Origin of the sequence: Massilia sp. LC238 (assembly GCF_000735635.1) — a bacterium.
GTDB classification, from domain to species: domain Bacteria; phylum Pseudomonadota; class Gammaproteobacteria; order Burkholderiales; family Burkholderiaceae_D; genus Telluria; species Telluria varians.
In genome coordinates, this window is record NZ_JNNN01000078.1 from 297,456 (window position 1) to 317,867 (window position 20,412).

Annotated in this window: 18 protein-coding genes and 1 pseudogene; 3 read left to right on the plus strand and 16 right to left on the minus strand. The window is 66.9% G+C overall.

Annotated elements, in window-relative coordinates; genetic code table 11:
• Positions 1-2 precede the first annotated feature (2 nt).
• The 7 genes from FG94_RS22585 to FG94_RS22615 all read right to left on the minus strand — a co-directional run bounded on the left by FG94_RS22585 (position 3) and on the right by FG94_RS22615 (position 8,798).
• Positions 3-1,310, minus strand: coding sequence for a glycosyltransferase (locus FG94_RS22585; RefSeq protein ID WP_036216388.1), 1,308 nt, complete (start codon positions 1,308-1,310; stop codon positions 3-5).
• A 17-nt stretch (positions 1,311-1,327) separates the two neighbouring features.
• Complete coding sequence (locus FG94_RS22590; RefSeq protein WP_152571082.1) at positions 1,328-2,329, minus strand: polyprenyl synthetase family protein; 1,002 nt, start codon at positions 2,327-2,329, stop codon at positions 1,328-1,330.
• A 362-nt stretch (positions 2,330-2,691) separates the two neighbouring features.
• Positions 2,692-3,705, minus strand: coding sequence for a porin (locus FG94_RS22595; RefSeq protein ID WP_036216390.1), 1,014 nt, complete (start codon positions 3,703-3,705; stop codon positions 2,692-2,694).
• A 140-nt stretch (positions 3,706-3,845) separates the two neighbouring features.
• Positions 3,846-5,054 carry an ATP-binding protein gene (locus tag FG94_RS22600; RefSeq protein ID WP_036216393.1) on the minus strand — a complete coding sequence of 403 codons (1,209 nt, stop codon included), beginning with the start codon at positions 5,052-5,054 and terminating at the stop codon, positions 3,846-3,848.
• A gap of 88 nt (positions 5,055-5,142) precedes the next feature.
• Complete coding sequence (locus FG94_RS22605) at positions 5,143-6,570, minus strand: cytochrome P450 (protein WP_081926137.1); 1,428 nt, start codon at positions 6,568-6,570, stop codon at positions 5,143-5,145.
• 75 nt (positions 6,571-6,645) lie between these two features.
• Positions 6,646-7,422, minus strand: a complete 777-nt coding sequence (locus FG94_RS22610; RefSeq protein ID WP_036214541.1) for a LytTR family DNA-binding domain-containing protein — start codon at positions 7,420-7,422, stop codon at positions 6,646-6,648.
• A 101-nt stretch (positions 7,423-7,523) separates the two neighbouring features.
• The gene (locus tag FG94_RS22615; protein WP_036216396.1) at positions 7,524-8,798 is read right to left on the minus strand and encodes a sensor histidine kinase; all 1,275 of its coding nucleotides are present in this window, start codon (positions 8,796-8,798) and stop codon (positions 7,524-7,526) included.
• 279 nt (positions 8,799-9,077) lie between these two features.
• On the opposite strand from FG94_RS22615, the gene FG94_RS22620 reads away from it, so the two are divergent.
• Positions 9,078-10,016 carry an exopolyphosphatase gene (locus FG94_RS22620; protein WP_036216398.1) on the plus strand — a complete coding sequence of 313 codons (939 nt, stop codon included), beginning with the start codon at positions 9,078-9,080 and terminating at the stop codon, positions 10,014-10,016.
• A 19-nt stretch (positions 10,017-10,035) separates the two neighbouring features.
• On the opposite strand, the gene FG94_RS26240 is transcribed toward FG94_RS22620, so the two are convergent.
• The 5 genes from FG94_RS26240 to FG94_RS22645 form a co-directional block, all read right to left on the minus strand.
• Positions 10,036-10,440 carry a hypothetical protein gene (locus FG94_RS26240; protein WP_051997010.1) on the minus strand — a complete coding sequence of 135 codons (405 nt, stop codon included), beginning with the start codon at positions 10,438-10,440 and terminating at the stop codon, positions 10,036-10,038.
• 2 nt (positions 10,441-10,442) lie between these two features.
• Positions 10,443-10,745 carry a metalloregulator ArsR/SmtB family transcription factor gene (locus FG94_RS22630; protein WP_036216399.1) on the minus strand — a complete coding sequence of 101 codons (303 nt, stop codon included), beginning with the start codon at positions 10,743-10,745 and terminating at the stop codon, positions 10,443-10,445.
• Between the two features lie 79 nt (positions 10,746-10,824).
• The gene (locus tag FG94_RS22635) at positions 10,825-13,209 is read right to left on the minus strand and encodes an EAL domain-containing protein (protein WP_036216401.1); all 2,385 of its coding nucleotides are present in this window, start codon (positions 13,207-13,209) and stop codon (positions 10,825-10,827) included.
• A gap of 131 nt (positions 13,210-13,340) precedes the next feature.
• Positions 13,341-14,609, minus strand: a complete 1,269-nt coding sequence (locus FG94_RS22640; protein WP_036216404.1) for a nitronate monooxygenase — start codon at positions 14,607-14,609, stop codon at positions 13,341-13,343.
• Positions 14,610-14,740: 131 nt separating this feature from the next.
• Entirely contained in the window at positions 14,741-15,226 is a 486-nt protein-coding gene (locus tag FG94_RS22645) for a YajQ family cyclic di-GMP-binding protein (protein WP_036216406.1), read from the minus strand.
• Between the two features lie 147 nt (positions 15,227-15,373).
• Here FG94_RS22645 and murB point away from each other — a divergent pair, with 147 nt between their 5' ends.
• Together murB and FG94_RS22655 are read left to right on the plus strand one after the other, a co-directional pair.
• Positions 15,374-16,402 carry a UDP-N-acetylmuramate dehydrogenase gene (gene murB, locus FG94_RS22650; RefSeq protein ID WP_036216408.1) on the plus strand — a complete coding sequence of 343 codons (1,029 nt, stop codon included), beginning with the start codon at positions 15,374-15,376 and terminating at the stop codon, positions 16,400-16,402.
• Between the two features lie 207 nt (positions 16,403-16,609).
• Entirely contained in the window at positions 16,610-17,326 is a 717-nt protein-coding gene (locus FG94_RS22655; RefSeq protein ID WP_036216411.1) for an SDR family oxidoreductase, read from the plus strand.
• A gap of 15 nt (positions 17,327-17,341) precedes the next feature.
• On the opposite strand, the gene FG94_RS26245 is transcribed toward FG94_RS22655, so the two are convergent.
• The 4 genes and pseudogenes from FG94_RS26245 to FG94_RS22665 all read right to left on the minus strand — a co-directional run bounded on the left by FG94_RS26245 (position 17,342) and on the right by FG94_RS22665 (position 20,329).
• Complete coding sequence (locus FG94_RS26245) at positions 17,342-18,181, minus strand: bifunctional diguanylate cyclase/phosphodiesterase (protein WP_307188127.1); 840 nt, start codon at positions 18,179-18,181, stop codon at positions 17,342-17,344.
• Positions 18,161-18,694: pseudogene (locus FG94_RS28505) on the minus strand (diguanylate cyclase domain-containing protein); the annotation flags it as partial. The pseudogene FG94_RS28505 and the gene FG94_RS26245, both read right to left, overlap by 21 nt.
• Before the next feature lie 6 nt (positions 18,695-18,700).
• Positions 18,701-19,969 (minus strand): PAS domain-containing protein, encoded by a 1,269-nt coding sequence (locus FG94_RS26250; RefSeq protein ID WP_051997012.1) that lies wholly within the window; start codon positions 19,967-19,969, stop codon positions 18,701-18,703.
• Positions 19,970-20,035: 66 nt separating this feature from the next.
• Positions 20,036-20,329, minus strand: coding sequence for a GIY-YIG nuclease family protein (locus tag FG94_RS22665; protein WP_036216414.1), 294 nt, complete (start codon positions 20,327-20,329; stop codon positions 20,036-20,038).
• Positions 20,330-20,412 lie beyond the last annotated feature (83 nt).

Here is a 20,412-nt window from a genome sequence, read left to right on the forward strand (position 1 = left end):
GCTTATCCAAGGCTAGCCGCATCCATGGCAAGCGGCCGGCGCCCGCGCTGCAGCGCCGCCTCGATGATGTCGGCCGCGCGCACCGTGCCGCCGGCACTGGCCACGCTCTCGGCCATGGCGTCCAGGCGGGTGCGGAAGCCGTCCTCGTCGAGCAGGCGGCGCAGCAGGCGCGCCAGCCGGGCGCTGCCGCTCAGGCGCGCCGAGGCTTTCAGGCCGATGCCCGTGTGGACGATGCGCGCCGCGGTGCCGGGCTGGTCGAAGGCGATCGGCAGGGCCAGGATCGGGGTGCGCGCGGCGATCGCGTCCATGATGGTGTTCGAACCGGCATGCGAGACCACGGCGTCGGCGCGCTCGAGGACCGCCTGCTGGTTGGCGAAGCCGCAGACCCAGGTCGCGCCGGCCGCCTCCAGGGCGCGCTCCTGTTGCGCATCCAGGCCGCCGCAGTGGGCGACCAGCAGCTGCGCGTCGAGCGCGCGGCAGGCCCGCGCAATACGCTTGAACAGCGCCAGGCGTCCGCCCTGCATGGTGCCGAGCGAGGCGAATACGAAGGGCTTGCCGGCCGCGATCGCGGGCATGAAGTGCCGGTTCGCGCTGCCGGGATGCGCGCCGGTGGGGCGCAGCGGCCCGACATGGTGGAAGTGCGGCGGCAAGGCGCGGCGCGGGAAGTCGAAGGCGGCCACCGTCTGGCTGACCTGGGCCAGGGGCGACAGGCAGTCGTGCAGGGCATCGCGGGCCGGCAGGCCGAGGCGGCGCGCATTGGCTTCGATGCTGCGGCGGTGCGGCGTCATCATCCAGTCGTAGACGCGGGTGCTGCCCTCGTAGATGGCGCGGGCGCGCTCGTCCTCGGCATAGTCGAAGGGCATGACGGGCAGCGGGATGCCTGGCTCGCGGTTGACCGGCAGCGCGCAGGCCACTGAGACGAAGGGCAGTCCGAGTCCCTCGGCCACCAGAGCGCCGGCCGCTTCCATCTGGTCGGCGATGAGGGCGTCGATCCCGAGCGCGTCGATGGCGCGCGGCAGTTCGCGGCACAGCATGTCGGTGCTGCCCGCCATGTCGAGGATGACGCGGCGCAGGCCGAGGGGACTGCCGGGGTTGGCGGCGCGGCGCAGCACGGCGTCCAGCGAGCCGGGCGGATGGGTGGCGGCGCCTACCGCATGGAAGCCGATGCGCGGATCGGCGACATAGGCGCGCGCATCCGGGCGGTGCACGAAGCTGACGCGGTGGCCACGCTGCACCAGCTCGCCGGCAAGCGCGCCCAGGGCGCTGAAATGGCTGTAGAACGCGGGTGCGACGACCCCGAAGTGCGCCATGTGATGTCTTCCGGCTTTCAGTTCACCACGGCTTCGCGGCTGCGCGCGGCATCGACGCCGGCCGCGGGAGTCTCGGCGGCAAAGTGCTTGCGGGCGCGGCCAGGTGCGAACAGGCTTTCCACGAACAGGCAGGTTGCCGCCTTGGGACCGAGGGCGGCCACCAGGTGCTGCTGCGCCTCGTGCAGGTGCCTGGCCAGGCGCCGCTGCGTTTCCTCGACGCCGAGCGAGGCCAGCACGGTGGCCTTGCCGAGGTCCTTGCCGGTGTCCTTGCCGCTCTCCATGCCGGTGAGGGCCAGGTCCTTGCCCGGCAGGTCGATCAGGTCGTCGCGGATCTGGAAGGCATGGCCCGCCGCCAACGCGAAGGCGCGCAGCGAGGCCGCCACGCGCTCGTCGGCCTGGCAGATGATGGCCGCCATGTCGACGGCGACGCCGAGCAGCACCCCGGTCTTGAGTTCATTGGTGGTGGCGATCGCGTCCAGGGTACGCGCGCCGCCATGCAGGTCCTGGAACTGGCCGCGCACCAGTCCCTGGGTGCCGACGGTCTCGGCCAGCTTGGCGACCAGGCGGGCACGCGTGACCGGCGGGATGTCGGCGGCGCCCGCCAGCACGCCGAAGGCACGGCTCAGCAAGGCGACCGATGCCAGGATGGCGACATCTTCGCCGTACTGGACATGGACGGCCGGCTTGCCGCGCCGCAGCTGGGCATTGTCCATGCAGGGCAGGTCGTCGAGCACCAGCGATGCCGCATGCACCATTTCGACGGCGCAGGCGACGTCGGCCAGTGCCGGCGAATTGCAGCCGAGGTCGCGCGCCACCAGCATCACCAGCAGCGGACGCATGCGCTTGCCCGCGCCCAGGGCGCCCGCGCGCATGGCCGCACCCAGCAGGTCGGCCTGGTCGCCGGACTCGGCCAGCAGGAAGGCCAGGCGCTCTTCGACGCGCTCGCGCAGCGCGAGCACGCCGTGTGGATCGGCTTGCGCGCCTGGGGCCAGGGCGAAACCATTGATGGAAACGTTCATGGCTCCGTTGAACCGCTGTGACTTTCGTGTCATTTGCTACCCCCCTTATCGTCGAGAGCCAGAACAAGATTTGCGAAATTTGCCGACGATCATACCGGAAGCAATGTTGGGAATTCGATAATTTTTCAATTGTGTGCACGGATTTTGAGGTGCATGCGTGCCACAGCCTGCGAACCACCGCATCGATGTAGCAAACGTATTAAACTTGAAAATTAGGCCAGATTCGCTTGCGCCACGCATGGTCAGCGGGTCAAGCACGGGACGAGGGCGGTGCACTCCGGCTCGGCGCCGGGACAAGCATGAAAAAAAGGCCGGCAATGCCGGCCTTCCCGAGGCATGCGGCGCTGCGCCGCAAGCCTTGCTTAGAACGAGTGGCGGATACCCACGTTGAACACGCGCGGGTCGGCGCCCAGCGCGGTCGCCGGCGGCGCCACGGTCACCGACGACGAGGTGATGCCGAAGGCGGCGCGGCCGTTGTTGCGCAGCTGGGCATAGGTCGTGTAGATGTTGGTGCGCTTCGACAGCGCGTAGGTATAACCCACCGACACGGTATTGCCCTTGGCGCCGTTTTCAAGCTTTTGCTGCTGGAAATTGACGAGGAACTTGCCCGGGCCGGCAGTGTAGGTGCCGCCCAGGTTGGCGTTCTTGTACTCGTTGTTGGCGCCGGTCGGGTTCGCGACCAGGTAGTTGCCCTTCACTTCGAAGGCGCCGAAGCTGTAGCCCGCGCCGAAGGCGTATTCCTTGTCGTCGCCGGTCGCCAGGCGCTCGAGCTGGTGGTAGCCGGCGCCCAGGTACAGGCCGCCGTTCTTGTATTCCAGCGACACGCCCATCAGGTCGCCCGACGGATCGACGCTTTTTTCGCCGGTCGAGTAGGCGGCGTTGACGGTGAAGCCGCCCGCTGCGTTGCTCTTGTAGTTGACCGAATTGGCCAGGCGGCGGGTCAGGCGGCCGCTGGTGAAGGCCGACAGGTTGCTGCCGTACAGGCCCTGGCCCAGGGCGTCGGTGGCGGCTGCCACGGCGGCGATCGGGCTGTATTCGCGGCCCACGGTCAGGGTGCCGAAGCTGCCCTGCAGGCCGACCACGGCGCGGCGGCCGAACATCGTCGAATCGGCGGCGCCGGTATCCAGGGCAACGCCCGCTTCGATGTTGAACAGTGCTTTCAGGCCATTGCCCAGATCTTCGGTGCCACGGAAGCCGATCCGGCTGCTCGACTGGTTGCCCGAGTTGATCACGGTGCGGCTGTCTTCACCCGGTGCGTCGGTGTCTTCCACGCCGATTGCCGCATCCATCACGCCGTAGATCTGGACGTTGGTCTGGGCGTTGGCGAACAGCGGCAGGGAAGACAGCAGCGCAGCTGCCAGGTACTTGAACTTCATGAAGAGCTCCTTTGGTTTGGACAGGATGTCGAGTTCTCAATAAACTCAGATCGACGCGGATCTTACCTAGCGAATATGTCGACTTAATGACATGTTGCTATGTGACATCTTGTTATGCCAAAGGGGCAAGGCGGCTGGCGCTAGCTGGCGGCGTCCTCCCCGATGATGCGGCCGGCCAGCGGCAGCGCGATCTCGATGGTGGTGCCGGACATGCCTTCGCTGCTGATGGTGATCTCGCCGTGCATGGCCCAGACCCGTTCGCGCATGCCCACCAGGCCCAGCGATTCCTTCTTTTCCATGTCTTCGGAGCGAATGCCGCGGCCGTCGTCGCGGATGGTCAGGAGCAGTTCGTCATCAAGGCGGTCGAGCTTGAGCACGACCTGGGTCGCCCCCGCGTGGCGCGCGATGTTGGTGAGCGCCTCTTGCACGATGCGGAACACGGCGGTGCTGGCGGTATCGTCCAGGCGCAGTTCGGCTTCGTCGGCCAGCAGGGCGCAGGCGATTCCGTGGCGTTCGACGAAGTCGTCGCGCAAGCCCTGCAGCGCGAAATACAGGCCGCCTTCGTCGAGCGCGCGCGGGCGCAGGTTGGTGGCGATGCGGCGCAGCGAGGCGATCGCCATCATCAGGTTGGTTTCCATGCCCTCGATCAGGCGCTGGCTCGGCTCGGGCAGCCTGGCGTTCCCCTGCAGCAGGGTCAGGTCCATGCGCAGCGAGGCCAGCAGTTGTCCGAGGTCGTCGTGCAGTTCGCGCGCGATGTGGGTGCGTTCTTCTTCGCGGATGGTCTGCAGCGCCGAGGAAAGCTGGCGCAGCTGGTCGTGCGAGCGCGCCAGCTTCTGCTGCACCAGGTGGCGCTCGGAGACGTCGCGCAGGATCACGGTGCAGACTTCGTGCCCGTCGTGCTCGACGGTGGAGATCGAGCCCTCGATCGGGAACAGCTGGCCGTTGGCGCGGATGCCGGTGACGGCGTAGTCGGTGGCGCGCCGCCCCGCGCGCCCGCCGCCGGCGGGAAAGTAGTCGCAGGGGGTCCTGGCATTGCGCACCGGCGCCTGGATGAAGCGTGCCAGCGAGCTGCCCTGCATGGCGCCGACGCTGCTGGCGAACATCTGGGCCGCGGCCGGGTTGGCGAACAGGATCATGGCCTCTTCGTCGATCGAGAGGATGGCGTCGCTGGCGCTGTGCACGATGCGGCGGCCGTCGAAGGCGCGCATGGGGCGATGCACCTCGCGCGCACTGCGCAGCGCCGCGACCGCCCGGCCGGCGCAATACCCGCCCAGGAAGGAGAACACGAGAACCGCCGTGCCCGGACGGCGCCGGCGCAGGCGCCGCTGTGGTGGCCGCTGAATGCTCATGCAGAAGCTGAAAGGAAAGGCCTGGAGGCCGGGAGCTCTACATTACGGCGCGGCGGCGCACAGCGGATTGAGGCCACACAAGGCCGTTCTAGCCTAGCCGGAAGCGCAGCGCAAAATTGTCCAGCGTTCCCGGCAGCCGCTGCGGATCGGGCGCCAGCCCCCCGGTCTGCGCCAGCGGGCGAGCGCCGAGCAAGGTGGCCAGCATGGCGCTGCTCAGCATCAGCACCAGGTGGCGCCCCGGGCACATCACCGGGCCGTCGCTGAAGGGGATCAGCGGCCAGTCCTGGCCGGCGGTCCGGCCGTCCAGCCACAGCTCCGGCGTAAAGCGGTCGGCATGCTCCAGGCGGGTATCGTCGCGGTGGAAGAAGGGCGCGTGGATCAGGACGCCGGTGTCGGCCGGCATGCTGCCGTGCTCCCAGCGCGTCTCGGACGTGCTCTGGCGCAGCACCATGGGCGTGGTCGGCCACAGGCGCAGCGCTTCCAGCATGCAGGCGCGCAGGAAGGGCAGGGGCTGCCCGGCCTGGCGCGCCGCGATCTCCTCGCGGGCGCGCGCCAGCTGTCCCGGATGGCTGGCCAGCAGGGCCAGGGCGCGGAAACTCGCCATCACGGCGGCGTCGAAGGCAAACAGCCATTGCGGCACCTGCTGGCGCGGCGCGGTCGTGGCGCTGCGCGCGATCCCGGCCATGTAGCCGGCCAGGCTGCCCGGCTCGGCGCGCTCGAGGTACATCTGGATGCGCGCCAGGAAACGCTCGCGCTTGGCAGGCATCTTCGGGTGGAAGCCGGCCCAGTTGGCGGCCCCGCGCAGGCGCACGATCAGGGCCTGCAGTTCCTGGTCATCGGCGGCGCTGTTGCCCAGTACCACGCGCCGGATCAGGCGGTACCAGCCTTCGGACCAGGTTGTCCAGTCGAGCGTGCCGCCGGCCTGCGCCAGCATGCGCGCCGCTTCTTCCTCGACGATGGGCAGGAAGCTGGCGGCCATCCGGTGCATCGGATGCGCGGTGTCGAGCGCGGCCTCGTTGAAGCGGCGCCGGTCGGCGCGCTCGGGACCGGTCGACAGCAGCACGCCCTTCGGTTCGAAGTGCGAGAGCGCGGCGCGCTTTTCGGTGCTGACGGCGGAGAACGGAACCGGCGACTCGTCCAGCACGCGCTGGGCGTGGGCCGGATCCAGCACCACCGCCTGCTTGCGGATCGGCAGCGGCAGCATCAGGGGACCGGGGCCGTACATGTCGCGCAGCTTCTGCATGCGCCGGATGGCGCGGCGGTGGGTGTCGAAGCGCTGGGCCAGGGCCATCATTGGCGGACGGCGGATGATCACGCCCTGCGCCACCACCGGGGCGAAGACCTCGAGCCCGAGGGCGAGCGTGTCGAGCAGGCCGGCGCGCGGCAAGCCCTCATCGCGATTGGCGTGGGTAGCGGGAGCGGTCCGGGCGATGCGCCGGCCGGCGGCCAGTCCGGCGCCGAAGGCGCCGAGCACGCCGGCGGCCAGCAGCAGGGTGTCCTTGCGCGAATTCCTCATGGTTCATCCTGTCGAGTTCGTAAAACTTGACTGTACGACATTCGACAGGACGGGCGCGCACGGGCGCCGCCGGAATTACATCTGCTTGAACAGGTGCAGGAAGCTGCGGCTCACTTCCAGCTTCTCCGGACGCCCCTTGACCAGCACCAGGTGCCGTCCGCGGATGTCGCGCGTCACGCCTTCGATCGCATTGACGTTGACCAGGGTGGCGCGGTGGATCTGCCAGAACAGCGAGGGGTCGAGCTCTTCGGCCAGGTCGCGCACCGGCTTGCGGATCAGGGCCTCGAAGCCGGCGGTCTGCACGCAGGTGTATTTTTCGTCCGAGCGGAAGAACAGGATATCCTCCACCGGAATCATGCGCAGGTCCTGGCCGATGCTGGCCTGGATCCACTGCAGGTGCTTGGGCTTCGGAGAGGCGATCTTCTCGGCCAGTTGCGACAGCATGGCCTGCACGCTGTCGTTGACGCTGGCTTTTTCGTTCGGACGCTCCAGGCGCTGCTTCAGGCGGTCGACGGTGACCTTCAGGCGCTCCGGCTCGGTGGGCTTGAGCACGTAGTCGATGGCGCCGCGCTCGAAGGCTTCCACCGCATACTGGTCGTAGGCGGTGACGAACACGATCTGGCTGCGGTCGCCGATGTCGCGCGCCGCTTCCATGCCGGTCTTGCCGGGCATGCGGATGTCGAGGAAGGTCAGGTCCGGCTTGAGCTGCTCGACCAGTTCCACCGCTTCCTCGCCGTTCTTGGCTTCGCCAATGATGTCGAGCTCCGGCCAGGCCTCGGACAGGCGCAGGCGCAGCTGGTCGCGCATGAGTCGTTCGTCGTCGGCGATGATCGCGGTAGGTGCGGTAGGCATGCTTGTCCCTGTAGCTATGTGATTATTGATTGATTATTCAATGAAACAGCGCGGCAGGCAAGCTCCTGGGGAGGCGCCGGCCCGCAGCCATGCACGGCGGGTCAGCCCGCCCTGGCGAGCTGGTAAGGCACCTCGATCATGGCGATCACGCCGCTCGGGCTGTTGGCCGCGATGTGCAGCTGGCCGGCGTCGCCGTGCAGCAGCTTGAGGCGGTCGCGGATGGTCTGCAGCCCGAGGCCGGTGCCGTCGCTCGGCACCACCCCGAAGCCGACGCCGTCGTCGGTGACGGTGACGAGCAGCTTGCTGTCGACCACTTCGGCCTGGATCTTGAGGGTGCCGCCTTCCGGCTTGCATTCGAGGCCGTGCTTGATCGCGTTCTCGACCATCGATTGCAGCATCATCGGCGGGAAGGCCGCGCTGCGCAGGCCTTCCGGCACCTGCATCACCACCGTCAGGCGCTCTTCCATGCGCATCTTGAGCAGGGCCAGGTAGGCCGTGACCATGTCCATTTCGCGCCCGAGGCCGGTGACGACGGCGTTGTCGCGCATCTGCGGCAGCACCGCGCGCAGGTACTGGATCAGGCTGCGCTGCATGGCCGAGGCGCGCGGCGGGTCGACCTGGATCAGGTGCTCGACCGAGGCCAGGGTGTTGAACAGGAAGTGCGGCTCGACCTGGGCCTGCATCATTTGCATCTTGGTTTCCGACAGCTGGCGCTGCATGGCTTCGCGCTCGGCCGCCGCGTTGGCCAGCTCCGATTGCGCTTCGGCGCGCTTCTTGCCGCCGACCAGGGCCTTGGTGCCGAACAGGGCCAGCACGAACAGCAGCACGAAGTTCATGAACCAGGTCGACGCCTGCTTGTGGTAGCGCGACACCTTCTGCTCGGCGGCGTCTTCCACGGCGGCGTCGATCGCGTTCGACAGTTCTTCGCTGATCTGCGGCGGCAATTCGATGTGGACCGATTCGCCGCTGCTGCCCGCGGCCGCGGCGGGCGGCGCGCTCGGCGCCGGCGCTGCCGACGGGGCGGATGGCGCATCGGGCGCGTCCGGTGCGCCTTCGGGATCCTGCGGCGCGGGCGGCTCCGACGGCGTCGCGTTGCGCGGCCGGTTACGCGGATGGAAGCGGATGCCGCTCTCGTCGATCAGGATGGCGGCGTCGCCGCCGCGCCGCTCGCGTTCGGCGCGCGACACGTATTCTTCGGCCGGCCCGGAGAACAGTTCCTCCTGCAGGATGGCCCCGGCGGTCAGGGTCAGGATCGCAAACAGGAAAAACTTCCACCACGACAGCTGGGTAACCCAGGTCGCCACGGCGTCGAAGCCGCGGTAGAGCCACGACAGGACGCTCGAGAAATAATGCGGATTGGTGTTCCTGGCTTGCATATCGATCTTCGCTATTGGTGCAAGCGGCGAGTGTACCTCGTCGCCACCTGCGCATGCCGGAAATACAACATTGCCGGCATCTACGACTGTTGGGATGATGCAACTTTACGCCTTGCCGCCCCTGGTGGCCAGCGCCGTGCGACAGTCTGCACGATCCGGGGAATGGATTGCGTCCAGCTTTGCCAGGATGCGCCATCGCAAATGCTGACAGGCGGAAACGTTGCAAGGTATGTCTTTTGGACCGCAGTTTCGCTTTCCGACTCCAGAAAGGAAGTGCCGATGTCAGCCGACCAGCAAAAATTCCGACTCGTGACCCGCAGCGACTTCGACGGCCTGGTGTGCGCGGTGCTGCTCAAGCACCTCGACCTGATCGACGACATCCTGTTCGTGCATCCGAAAGACATGCAGGACGGCAAGATCGCCATCAGTGGGCGCGACATCACGACCAACCTGCCTTATGTGCCGGCGGCCCACCTGGTGTTCGACCACCACCTGTCCGAGACCATCCGCAACACGGGCAGGCGCGACAACCACGTCATCCATCCCGCGGCGCCCTCGGCGGCGCGGGTGGTCTACGACCACTACGGCGGCGCCCGGACCTTCCCGGCCGCCTGGAACGAGATGATGGCGGCGGTCGACAAGGGCGACTCGGCCCGCTTCTCGCGCGATGAGGTGCTGTTCCCGCAGGGCTGGAACCTGCTGAACTTCCTGATGGACGCGCGCACCGGCCTGGGACGCTTCCACGACTTCCGCATCTCCAATTACCAGCTGATGATGGCCCTGATCGATTACTGCGCAGAGCATCCGATCGAGAAAATCATGGAGCTGCCCGACGTACGCGAGCGCACCTCGCTGTACTTCGAGCACAGCGAGCGTTGCAAGGAGCAGATCCGGCGCTGCGCCCGCGTCCACCGGAACCTGGTGGTGCTCGACCTGCGCAGCGAGGAGGTGATCTATGCCGGGAACCGCTTCATCATCTACGCCCTGTTCCCCGAGACGAATATCTCGATCCACGTGCTGTGGGGCGTCAGGCAGCAGAACACCGTGTTCGCCACCGGCAAGTCGATCCTGAACCGGACCTCGAACACCAACATCGGCGCCCTGATGCTGGAATACGGTGGGGGCGGGCACGAGAACGCCGGCACCTGCCAGGTGGACAACGAGATGGCCGAGGACGTGCTCGGCGCCCTCGTCAACCGCATCAACAAGGACGGTTGAGCGGAAAGCTCAGGCGCTCTTAATGGCCGGCGCGGCGTGCGCCGATCCGGATGCAACCGAGGGCGGCGCAGGTCACCGCGGCGCCGAGCGCCAGGCCGCCGACCATCCCGGCCACGCCGATCGGGGCGGCGAGCCAGGCCAGCATGTAGCCGAGTCCGCCCAGCACCAGCGCCCAGCCGGCGAAGCGGCGCGCGGCCTGGTCGGCGCCTGGAGAGGCGCAGCGCATGCGCGCCGCCAGCGCCTTCGGAATGGCATTCGCATACACCACCACGATTGCGCCCAGCAGGACGCCGGCAAGGCGCCGTGCCCATTCCGGATCGAGGTAGGCCGGCGCGGCCCAGGCCAGCAGGGCGGATGCACCGAGGATGCAGGCAGCCGCCAGCACGGCGCGGCACAGGTGGGAAAGGCGGGACGACGGCTTCATGCTTACTCCTTCGTTGGTGGAACAGCGGGAGGCTCCGGCCGGGTAAGGTTCAGCCCGAAGGCTTGCGCGAATCCCAGCAGGGCGTCTTCCAGCACCGACAGCCTGAGGCGGTAGGTGATGGTGCGGCCGTGTTTTTCCGGCGCGATCAGCCCGGCCGCGACCAGCACGGCAAAGTGGGCCGACATCGTCGGTTTCGACACGTCGAACAGGTCGGCCAGTTCGCCGGCGCCCATCGGCCCCTTCTGGAGGTGCTCGAGGACAGCGCGGCGGGTCGGATCGGACAGGGCTTTGAAAACGGAAGTCATGATCGATTGTTAGCTAAATATCGAATTATTGCAAGAAGTTTGATGCGCTTGCGCGTCGACCATGCGGAAAGGGTGGACGTCAGGCCTGATGGCGCCGGCCGAGCATTTCGCGCACCGCCTCGGGCAGCAATGGTTCGCTGAACCATTGCCCTTGCAATTGGTCGCAGCCGTGCGCGCGCAGGAAGTCCACCTGGGCCTCGGTCTCGACCGCTTCGCCCACCACCGCCAGGTCGAGGTTGTGGCCGATGTCGATCAGGGTCTTGGCCAGCCGGCTGCCGCCGCTGTCGCCCTCACAGGCGATCTCGTGCACCGCCGCCTTCGACAGCTTGACCTGGCGCACCGCCAGCTGGCGCAGGAAGGACAGGTCGGACATCCCCTTGCCGAACTCGTCGAGCGAGAGCGCCACGCCGACCTCGCGCAGCTGGGCCGACAGGTCGCGCCCCAGGCCCGGATTGCGGATCAGGTCGGCCTCGGGGATCTCGATTTCCAGGCTGCCGGGCGGCAGCGCGTAGCGCTCCATGCGCTGCGCCAGGCCGGCGATGAAGCCGTGCTGGCTGTACTCGCGGTGCGAGACGTTCACCGACACCGGCAGGCCGGTATAGCCGAGCTGGCGCAGTTCCTGCAGGAAGGCGCAGGCCTGGTCCAGCACCCAGTTGCCGATTTCGATCATCTTGCCCGATTCCTCGGCTTCGGCCAGGAAGGCGGCCGGCAGCATGATGCCGTTCTTCGGGTGGCGCCAGCGCAGCAGCGCCTCGAAGCCGCGAACCTTGCCGCTCCTGGCGTCCATGCGAGGCTGGAACAGCAGGAACAGCTCGTCGTGCTCGAGGGCGCTGCGGATGCTGTCGGCCAGCGCGGCGCGCTTCTGGCTGGCCAAGCGCATCTCGGGCGAGTAGAAGTGCACGCCGCCGCCGTTGCCCTTGACGTGGTACATCGCCATGTCGGCCGAGCGCACCAGTTCGGCGGGCGTGGCGCCGTCCTGCGGAAACAGCGCCACGCCCAGGCTGGCGCCGACCGGGATTTCGTTGCCGCCGAAGGCCACCGGCATCGTCATCGCGCGCCGCAGGCGCTCGGCCATGCGCAGCGTGAAGCGCACCGAGGGCTGGTCGACCAGCACCAGCACGAACTCGTCGCCCGACATGCGCGCCACCGTGTCGCTGTCGCGCACCGCCGACAGCAAGCGGCGCCCGACCACCTTGAGCACCACGTCGCCGGCCTCGTGGCCGAAGGTGTCGTTGATGGTCTTGAAGTTGTCCAGGTCGACCAGGATGGTCGCCACCATGGTCTTGTGGCGCTGGGCCAGGTGCACCGCGTGCTCGAGGCGGTCCCACAGCAGGTTGCGGTTGGCCAGTCCGGTGAGGTGGTCGTGGTTGATCTCGTGCTCGAGGAGTTCGGTGCGCTGCTTGGTGGCGGTGACGTCCTGCAGGATGCCGATGAAGTGGGTGACCTCGCCGTGCTCGTCACGCACCGGGGTGATGCTCAGGTCGTTCCAGAAAATATCGCCGTTCTTGCGCATGTTGCGGAAGACCACGTTGATCGGGCGCCGCTCGGTCAGGGCCAGGCGCACCTGGCTGCGCTCGTTGGTATCGAGCTTGGGCGCCTGCATGAAGCGGGCATCGCGCCCGATCACTTCAAGGGCCGAATAGCCGGCGATGCGCTCGAAGGCCGGGTTGACGTATTCGATGATGTTGTCGCGCCCGGCGCAGCGGGTGATGACGATGCCGTTGCTGGCCGCGTGCAGCGCGCGCTCGCGCAGCAGCAGCTGGAGCTCCTTCTCGCGCCGCTTGGCGATGCTGATGCCCATCCCGAACAGGTACTGGTCGCCATCGCAGCCCACCCGCGCGCCGCCGACGATGATCGGCGTCTCGCGCCCGCTGCGCGACACGTAGTTCATCTCCATCAACACCTCGGCGCCTTCGTCGAACACGCGGCGGAAGTTTTCCATGGCCTGCCGGCGTTCGCGCGGCTCGAACATCTCGAACACATGGGCGGCGGCGAGCTCGTCCGGGGTCATTTCGGTCATGCGTTCCAGGTTGTGGTTCCAGAGGATGAAGCGGCCGTCACGATTGATCGCGTAGAAGGTGCCGGGCAGCAGGTCGACCACGTCGGACAGGGGAGTATTGCCGACCCGCTCGGATTCGGAGAGCGCATCGGAAGGGGCGATGAGGACGGTGGCGCTCCAGCCCCGCGGCTGGTCGTGCGCGTCGTACTGGCGCAGCAGGCCCAGGGTGGCCAGGCCCTCGCGTCCGGCTGCGAAGCGCATCCGCAGCTTGGCCCCGCCGGCGGCCGCCATGGCCGGCCAGCCGGGTTTGCCGTCGCCGCCGGCAACGAGCTCGAGAAGCTCGCGCCCCCGCGCCTGCGCCGAGGTCCAGCCGAACAGCGCCGCGCAGGCGGGGTTCCAGGTCACGACCTTGCCCTCGTCATCGGTCAGGAAACAGACCTGCGCGGACGCTTCGATGGTGGACATGCCGGGGACCCTTCGCGAAAAACGCTCTTGGGGTGATCAGATTACACGCCTTCGCTTATGTGCGGCGCATAAAGAACAAAGCCACGGCGGACCGTGGCTTTAGAGATATGGAACAGCAAGCGAAGGCTGTATCAGGCCGCGACGGTTTCCTGCTTCGGCGGCAGCGCGATCTGGTTGTCGACGCTGAACTGGTAATCCTCGAAGACGTGCTGGGCCGACAGGATCTGGTAGCTGCCGTCCGCCAGGCGGTGGGTGGTGTCCTTCAGGCGGTAGGTGGTGTGGCCGCAGGTCCAGCAGTTGAAGTTGCGCATGTGGGTGCACAGGCAGGTCTTGTCGAACACCGTGATGTTCTTGCCGTCCGGGCTGGCCTGCACTTCGCGGTTGTACGAGTTGATGTAGGCGCAGTTGCCGGTGGCGTCCAGCAGGTAGCCGTAGGACTCGCAGCCCGGGCGGATGCCGGAGCCGATCGCCGGCGTGCTCTTGAGCATACGCATCGGGTAGCCGGTCGGCGACACGCCGTTGACGATGATGTCTTCCTCGCTGGCGCGGAAGTATTCCTGCTTGACCGCATCCGGCATGCCGCACTCGTGGGTGACGGTGAAGCGGGTCGCCACCTGCACGCCGCCGGCGCCTTTTTCCAGGAAGCCGACCGCGTCCGAGCCGGTGAAGATGCCGCCCGCGGCGATCACCGGGATGTCCAGCTGCTCGGCACGCATGTAGGCATGGACTTCGTCCATGATGGTGTGCAGGTCGTACTGCTTCCAGTCGTCGATGCCGAAGCCCAGGTGGCCGCCGGCCAGCGGGCCTTCGACGATGACGTAGTCGGGCAGGCGGTTCAGGCGCGAGACCTTTTTCAGGAACAGCTGCAGCGCGCGCACCGAGGACACGATGATGCCCAGGTAGGTAGAGCGGAAGCGCGGGTGGTCCTTGATCAGCTCGAAGGAACCCAGGTGCAGGCCGGCCGACATGGTGATGCCGTCGATGCCGGCGTCCATCGCCGCCGACAGGCGGGTGCGCAGGGTTTCCTTGGGCGCGTTCATGGTTAGCTTTTCCATGCAGTTCACGAAGATCAGGCCATCGCCTCGCTTCGCTTCCATGGTCGAGCCCACGTGCAGGCGGGTCGCTTCGGCCAGGCGGTCGAGGTCGAACTGGACCACCGCCTTGTTCGTGTTGTTGATGTTGAACTTGTAGAGCTTGGTCTTGTCCTTGACGAAGGTGGTGTCGAACTTGCGGTCCGACACGTCCTGCACCATCGCATCCGAGATGTGACCGATACCGCCAAGGCGGGCGGCCTCGAGGGCCAGTTCGGAGGTCGAGATGTCCACGCCCATCCCGCCGATCATGATGGGCACATATTCCTTGTTGCCCAGCTTCAGGCGGAAATCATCAACACGTTTCATTGCAATCCTTAAACCGCCGTAGTTCCCTACGCGTACATATGCATCGACAAGCCGCGCCCGTGCGCGGCCGTCATTCTACCCCAAGGCGGGGCGGGGTTTGCGCAGCCAACATGGCTGCGGAGAAGCTCGCGTCAATCGCGGAAGTTGTTGAAGGCCAGCGGCAGGTCCTGCACGTCCTTGCGCAGCAGCGCCATGGCGGCCTGCAGGTCGTCGCGCTTGGCGCCGGTGACGCGCACCGATTCGCCCTGGATGCTGGCCTGCACCTTCATCTTGCTTTCCTTGATGAGCTTGGTAATCTTCTTCGCGTCTTCGGTCTCGATGCCGTTGCGCACCTTGATGACCTGCTTGACCTTGTCGCCGCCGATCTTCTCGACCTTGCCTTCGTCGAGGAAGCGCACGTCGACCTTGCGCTTGGCCATCTTGTTGATCAGGACGTCCTTGACCTGGCCGAGCTGGAAATCGGAATCGGCGAACAGGGTCAGTTCCTTTTCCTTTTGCTCGACATTGGCCGAGCTGCCCTTGAAGTCGAAGCGGGTGGTGATTTCCTTGTTCGATTGTTCGACGGCATTCTTCACTTCGACCATGTCTGCTTCGCAGACAACATCAAACGATGGCATGGCGGTTTCCTTTTTTCTTGGTACTGCTAAATAGATGAATCCCTCTATTTTAACGGACAACGCCTCCCGCAGGCCACCAGATTTGCCCGCACGGCAAGGTTCGGGGGCGGGCTTGCGCCTATAATGTCCAAAAAACACCCTGATGCCATGCAAGCCGACCTGCCCATCCTCGACGATTTTTCCCTCGCTTCCCTGAACACCTTCCGCATCCCGGCGCGCGCCCGTCATTACCTGCGGGTGGACGGCGCGGCGCAGCTCGAGGCCGTACGGCGCGACCCGCTGCTTGCCGGCTTGCCGCGCCTGGTGCTGGGCGGCGGCAGCAATTTGCTGTTCACCCGCGACTTCGACGGCATCGTCCTGCACATGGCGGGCCAGGGCAAGGAGCTGCTGGGCGAGCAGGACGGCCGCATCCTGGTGCGGGCCCAGGCGGGCGAGAGTTGGCACGCCTTCGTCCAGTGGACCCTGGCCCAGGGCCTGGGCGGGCTGGAAAACCTGTCCCTGATCCCCGGCACGGTCGGCGCGGCGCCGATCCAGAACGTGGGGGCGTACGGGACGGAAACCAAGGACGTCTTCCATTCCCTGAGCGCCTACGACATGGCCAGCGGCGAAGTGCGCACGCTGGACGCGGCCGCCTGCCGCTTCGCCTACCGCGACAGCATCTTCAAGCATCCGGAAGGCCGTGAACTGGTGGTGCTGGACGTCACCTTCGCCCTGCCGGCCGCCTGGACGCCGAACCTGCGCTATGCCGAGCTGGCCAGGGCGGTGGAAGAGGCCGGCTTGACCGAGCCGACGCCGCAGGACATCGGACGCACGGTCGAGGCGATCCGGCGGCGCAAGCTGCCTGATCCTGCCGAGATCGGCAATGCCGGCAGCTTCTTCAAGAACCCGGTGGTGTCGCGCGAACATTGCGCACGCCTGCTGGCCGAATTTCCGCAGCTGGTGCACCATGCGCAGGCGGAGGGCAGCGAAAAGCTGGCGGCCGGCTGGCTGATCGACCAGTGCGGCTGGAAGGGCCGGGCGCTGGGCGCGGCGGGCGTGTACCCGAAACAGGCGCTGGTGCTGGTCAACCTGGGCGGCGCCCGGGGCGAGGACGTGGTGCGGCTGGCGCGCGCGATCCAGGAAGACGTCAAGGCGAAATACGGCGTGGAACTGGAGCCGGAACCGGTATTCATCTAATAACCTGGCACGTCAGCCCTGGAACATTAGCCGTCGTTCCGGCGAAGGCCGGAACAATGCCACTGGCATTGTTCCGCCCAATGTTGCAAGCATCTCGATACGCGACGAACTTGGGCACCGGCCTTCGCCGGTGCGACGGTTTCACGGCTAGCAAAAGAATAGAATCCGATGAACGCTTGGGCAAGTTCGATATAGCGGGGGCAAAATATGATCAAGGCAGTCGTGACGGGCCACAGCCGTGGCCTGGGGGCCGCGGTGGCGGCGGAACTGGTGGCGCGCGGCATCCCCGTACTGGGGCTGGCGCGCGGCCATGCGGAAATCGGAGAGGGCATGGAGCAGGCCGTGGTCGACCTGGGCGACGCCCAGGCGCTGGCGGCCTGGCTGGGCGGGCACACGCTGCGCTCCTTCCTGGCCGGCTGCGACACGGCGCTGCTGGTCAACAATGCCGGCGTGGTGACGCCGGTGGGGCCGCTGGCCGAGCAGGACCCGGCGGCGGCGCTGCGCGCGGCCATCCTGAACGTCGGCGCGCCGCTGGCCTTGTCCGCGGCCTTCGTGCAGGCCGCGCCGCAGGCCGAGCGGCGCATCCTGCACATCTCGAGCGGGGCCGGACGCAGCGCCTACCCGGGCTGGAGCGTCTACTGCGCCACCAAGGCCGCGCTCGACCAGCATGCGCGGGCGGTGGCGCTCGACGGCGACCCGCGGGTGCGCTGCGTCAGCCTGGCGCCGGGCGTGATCGATACCGACATGCAGGCCGAGATCCGCGCGACGCCGGATGAAAAATTCCCGCTCAAGCAGCGTTTCGTCGACATGAAGGAGGGCGGGGTGCTGGTGTCGCCAGGCGATTGCGCCGCGAAGCTGGTGGATTGCCTGCTGGCGGAGCGCTTCGGGCACGAGCCGGTCGACGACCTGCGCAACAGCGCTTAGCGCAACAGCGCCTGGCTACTGCCAGGCCAGCATGGTTTCGAACAGGTCGGCCGGCACCGGCCGCGAGAACAGATAGCCCTGGGCATAGTCGCAGCCGGCGCGGCTCAGGGCGAGGCACTGCTCCGGCGTCTCCACGCCCTCGGCAATGACCTTCAGTCCCAGCTTGTGGGCCATCACGATGATGGTCTCGGTGATCGTGCGGCTGAAATTGTCGTGCACCAGTTCCTTCACAAAAGACTGGTCGATCTTCAGGTAATCGATGTCGAGGCGCTTCAGGTAGCTCATCGAGGAGTAGCCGGTGCCGAAGTCGTCGATCGACACCTGCATGCCGCTCGACTGCAGCGCCGCCAGCTTGGCCAGCACCGTGTCCGACAGGTTCAGCAGCAGGCCTTCGGTGATCTCGACGTTGATGCAGCGCGGACCCAGCCGGATCTCGTCCAGGTGGGCCACCCAGTCGGCGGCGTCGGCCTGGGCCTGGAACTGCACCGGCGACTTGTTGATGCTGACCTGGAAGTCGCGCGCCAGCATGTCCGACCAGCGCTTCGAATAGTGGGCCGCGGTGCGGAACACCCAGTCGCCAATCTCGTGGATCAGGCCGGATTCCTCGGCCACGCCGATGAAGGTATCCGGCGACAGCAGGGCGCCGGAAGCATGGCGCCAGCGCAGCAGGGCTTCGGCCTTGACGATCCGGTTCGACGACAGGTCGACGATCGGCTGGAAATACAGTTCCAGCTGCTTGCCGGGGACGGCATTGCGCAGTTCGGCGAGCAGCTTGAGGCGCCGGATCGCGGCCGCCTGCATGTTCGCTTCAAAGAAGGTCAGCTGGTTGCGCCCGGCGGACTTGGAGCGGTACATGGCGTGGTCGGCATTGCGCATCAGTTCTTCCGGGTCGCGCGCGTCCTCGGGATAGCGGGCGATGCCGATGCTGCCGGCGATGTACAGCAGTTCCTGCTGGATCGGAAAGGGCTGGGCGAGCGCATCCAGGATCGCCTGCGCGACCGCCTCGACGTGGGCCAGCTAGCGCGTTTCGCTCAGGATCACCGTGAACTCGTCGCCGCCGAGGCGCGCCACCGTGTCGCCCTTGCGCACGCAGGCCTGGATGCGCTGCGCCGCCTCGACCAGCAGCAGGTCGCCGGCGTCGTGGCCGAGCAGGTCGTTGACCTCCTTGAAGCGGTCGAGGTCGATGAACAGCAGGGCGACTTCGCCGCGCTCATCCTCGGCGCGCCGGATCGCCTGCTCGAGGCGGTCGCGGAACAGGGCCCGGTTCGGCAGGCCGGTCAGGGTATCGTAGTGGGCGCGCCGTTCGAGCTTTTCGGTGAACTGGCGGATGGTTTCTTCGCTGTGCTTGCGGCTGCTGATGTCGTCGATGAAGCCTTACCAGATGGTGCCGCCGTCAAGGCCCGGGGACGGCGTCGCGATCACTTCGCGCCAGCAGTGCCCGCCGTCGGGCAGCTCGACCTGGAACTCGGCCCGCAGCGGCTGCATCCCGGCGGCCGAGCGCTCCAGGGCGCGGCGCAGGCGGCCCCGGTGCTGCGGCACGATGCGCGCCGCCAGGCAGCCGAGATCGGCCTGGATGGCGCTTGGCGCCAGTTCGAACAGCGTGTGCGCCATGTCGCTGATGAAGGGACAGGCGAAGCTGCCGTCGGCCCGGTGCTCAAGTTCGAACAGGGCGCCCGGGACCTGCTGCGCCAGCTGGGCGAGCCGCTCGTGGCTCTTCTCCAGCGCCTGGCGCATGCGGTAGGCCTCGGTGATGTCGGTGATGGTGCCGATCATGCGCAGCGGCTGCCCCTGCGCATCGCGCGCGACGATGCTGCCGCGCGAGCGCACCCGGATCCAGTCGCCGGTGAAGCGGCGGATCCGGTATTCGCAGGTGTAGAGGGGCTCGTTGCCGGCCAGGTAGCGCTCGATGCAGCGCCGCACGTGGGCATTGTCGTCGGGGTGGATGCGGCTGGTCCAGATCTTCGGCGTGGCGCCGTCCGGGTTGCCGCTGGCGCCCATGATCTCCTTCCACTTGGCCGAGAAGGTGACGGAATTCTCGTCCATCCGCCAGTCCCAGACGCCTTCGCCGGTCCCGTTCAGGGCCAGCACCAGTCGCTCTTCCTCGCGCCGCAGCGATTCGGCCAGCCGCCCCTGGGTGGCGAAGGCTTCCTCCAGCGCACGGTGGGCCTGCTGCAGCTTTTCCTCGCGGTTGATAACGTCGGAAATGTCGTGCACGGTGCCGACCAGGTCGGTGCAGCGGCCCGCCGCGTCGAACACCGGCGTGATCGAGACCCGTCCCACCTTGCGGCCGGCCGGGTAGTCGCTGTGCTCTTCCCAGCGCTGGGTCTGGCCGGTGCGGATCGCGGCGCGGTAATGTTCGAGCACCATCGACAGCGAAGGTTCGGGGATGACTTCGTCGACGGTCTTGCCGATGACCTGTTCGGGCGTGAGCTGGGTGGCCTTGTAGAAGGCCGGGTTGACGTAGGTAAAGCGAAAGGTATCCGTTCCCTCGACCGCGTACTGGTAGACGACGTCCTCGATGTTGCGGTAGATGATCGCGATCGCGTCGGCCTGGGGCGTGGCCGGCCGCGCGGCAGGCGGGCTTGTCGTTGGGCCGCCGCTGACATGCGCCTGGAAGCTGTCGGTGTCGTCGTCGGGGGACATGGGCGCTCGATGGTGGGCAGGACCGGATATTCTAGCGCGAAGGAGAGGAACGGGCTGTTCTGGTGTTCAGGCGGCAATAGTGGGGTAGAGATCGTGCCAGGCGGGGTTGGTGGATTGGATGAGGTTGATTTTCCAGTCGCGCGACCATTCTTTGATCTGTTTTTCCCGTGTGATGGCCGAGATAATCTCGGAATGGACTTCATACCAGACCAGCTGTTTCACCTTGTATTTCTTTGTGAAACCGGCAATGAACCCTTCCTTGTGTTGCCAGACGCGCTGGACCAGGTTGGAGGTGACACCAATGTAAAGTGTGCCGTATGGCCGGCTGGCAAGAATGTAGACGTACGAGGATTTTTCCATCGACGTATCCTCGGTCCAGCATATGAGCAAGGTGCTGAGGGTACGCAAAGAAACCTGGGTTCCGGCCTTCGCCGGAACGACGG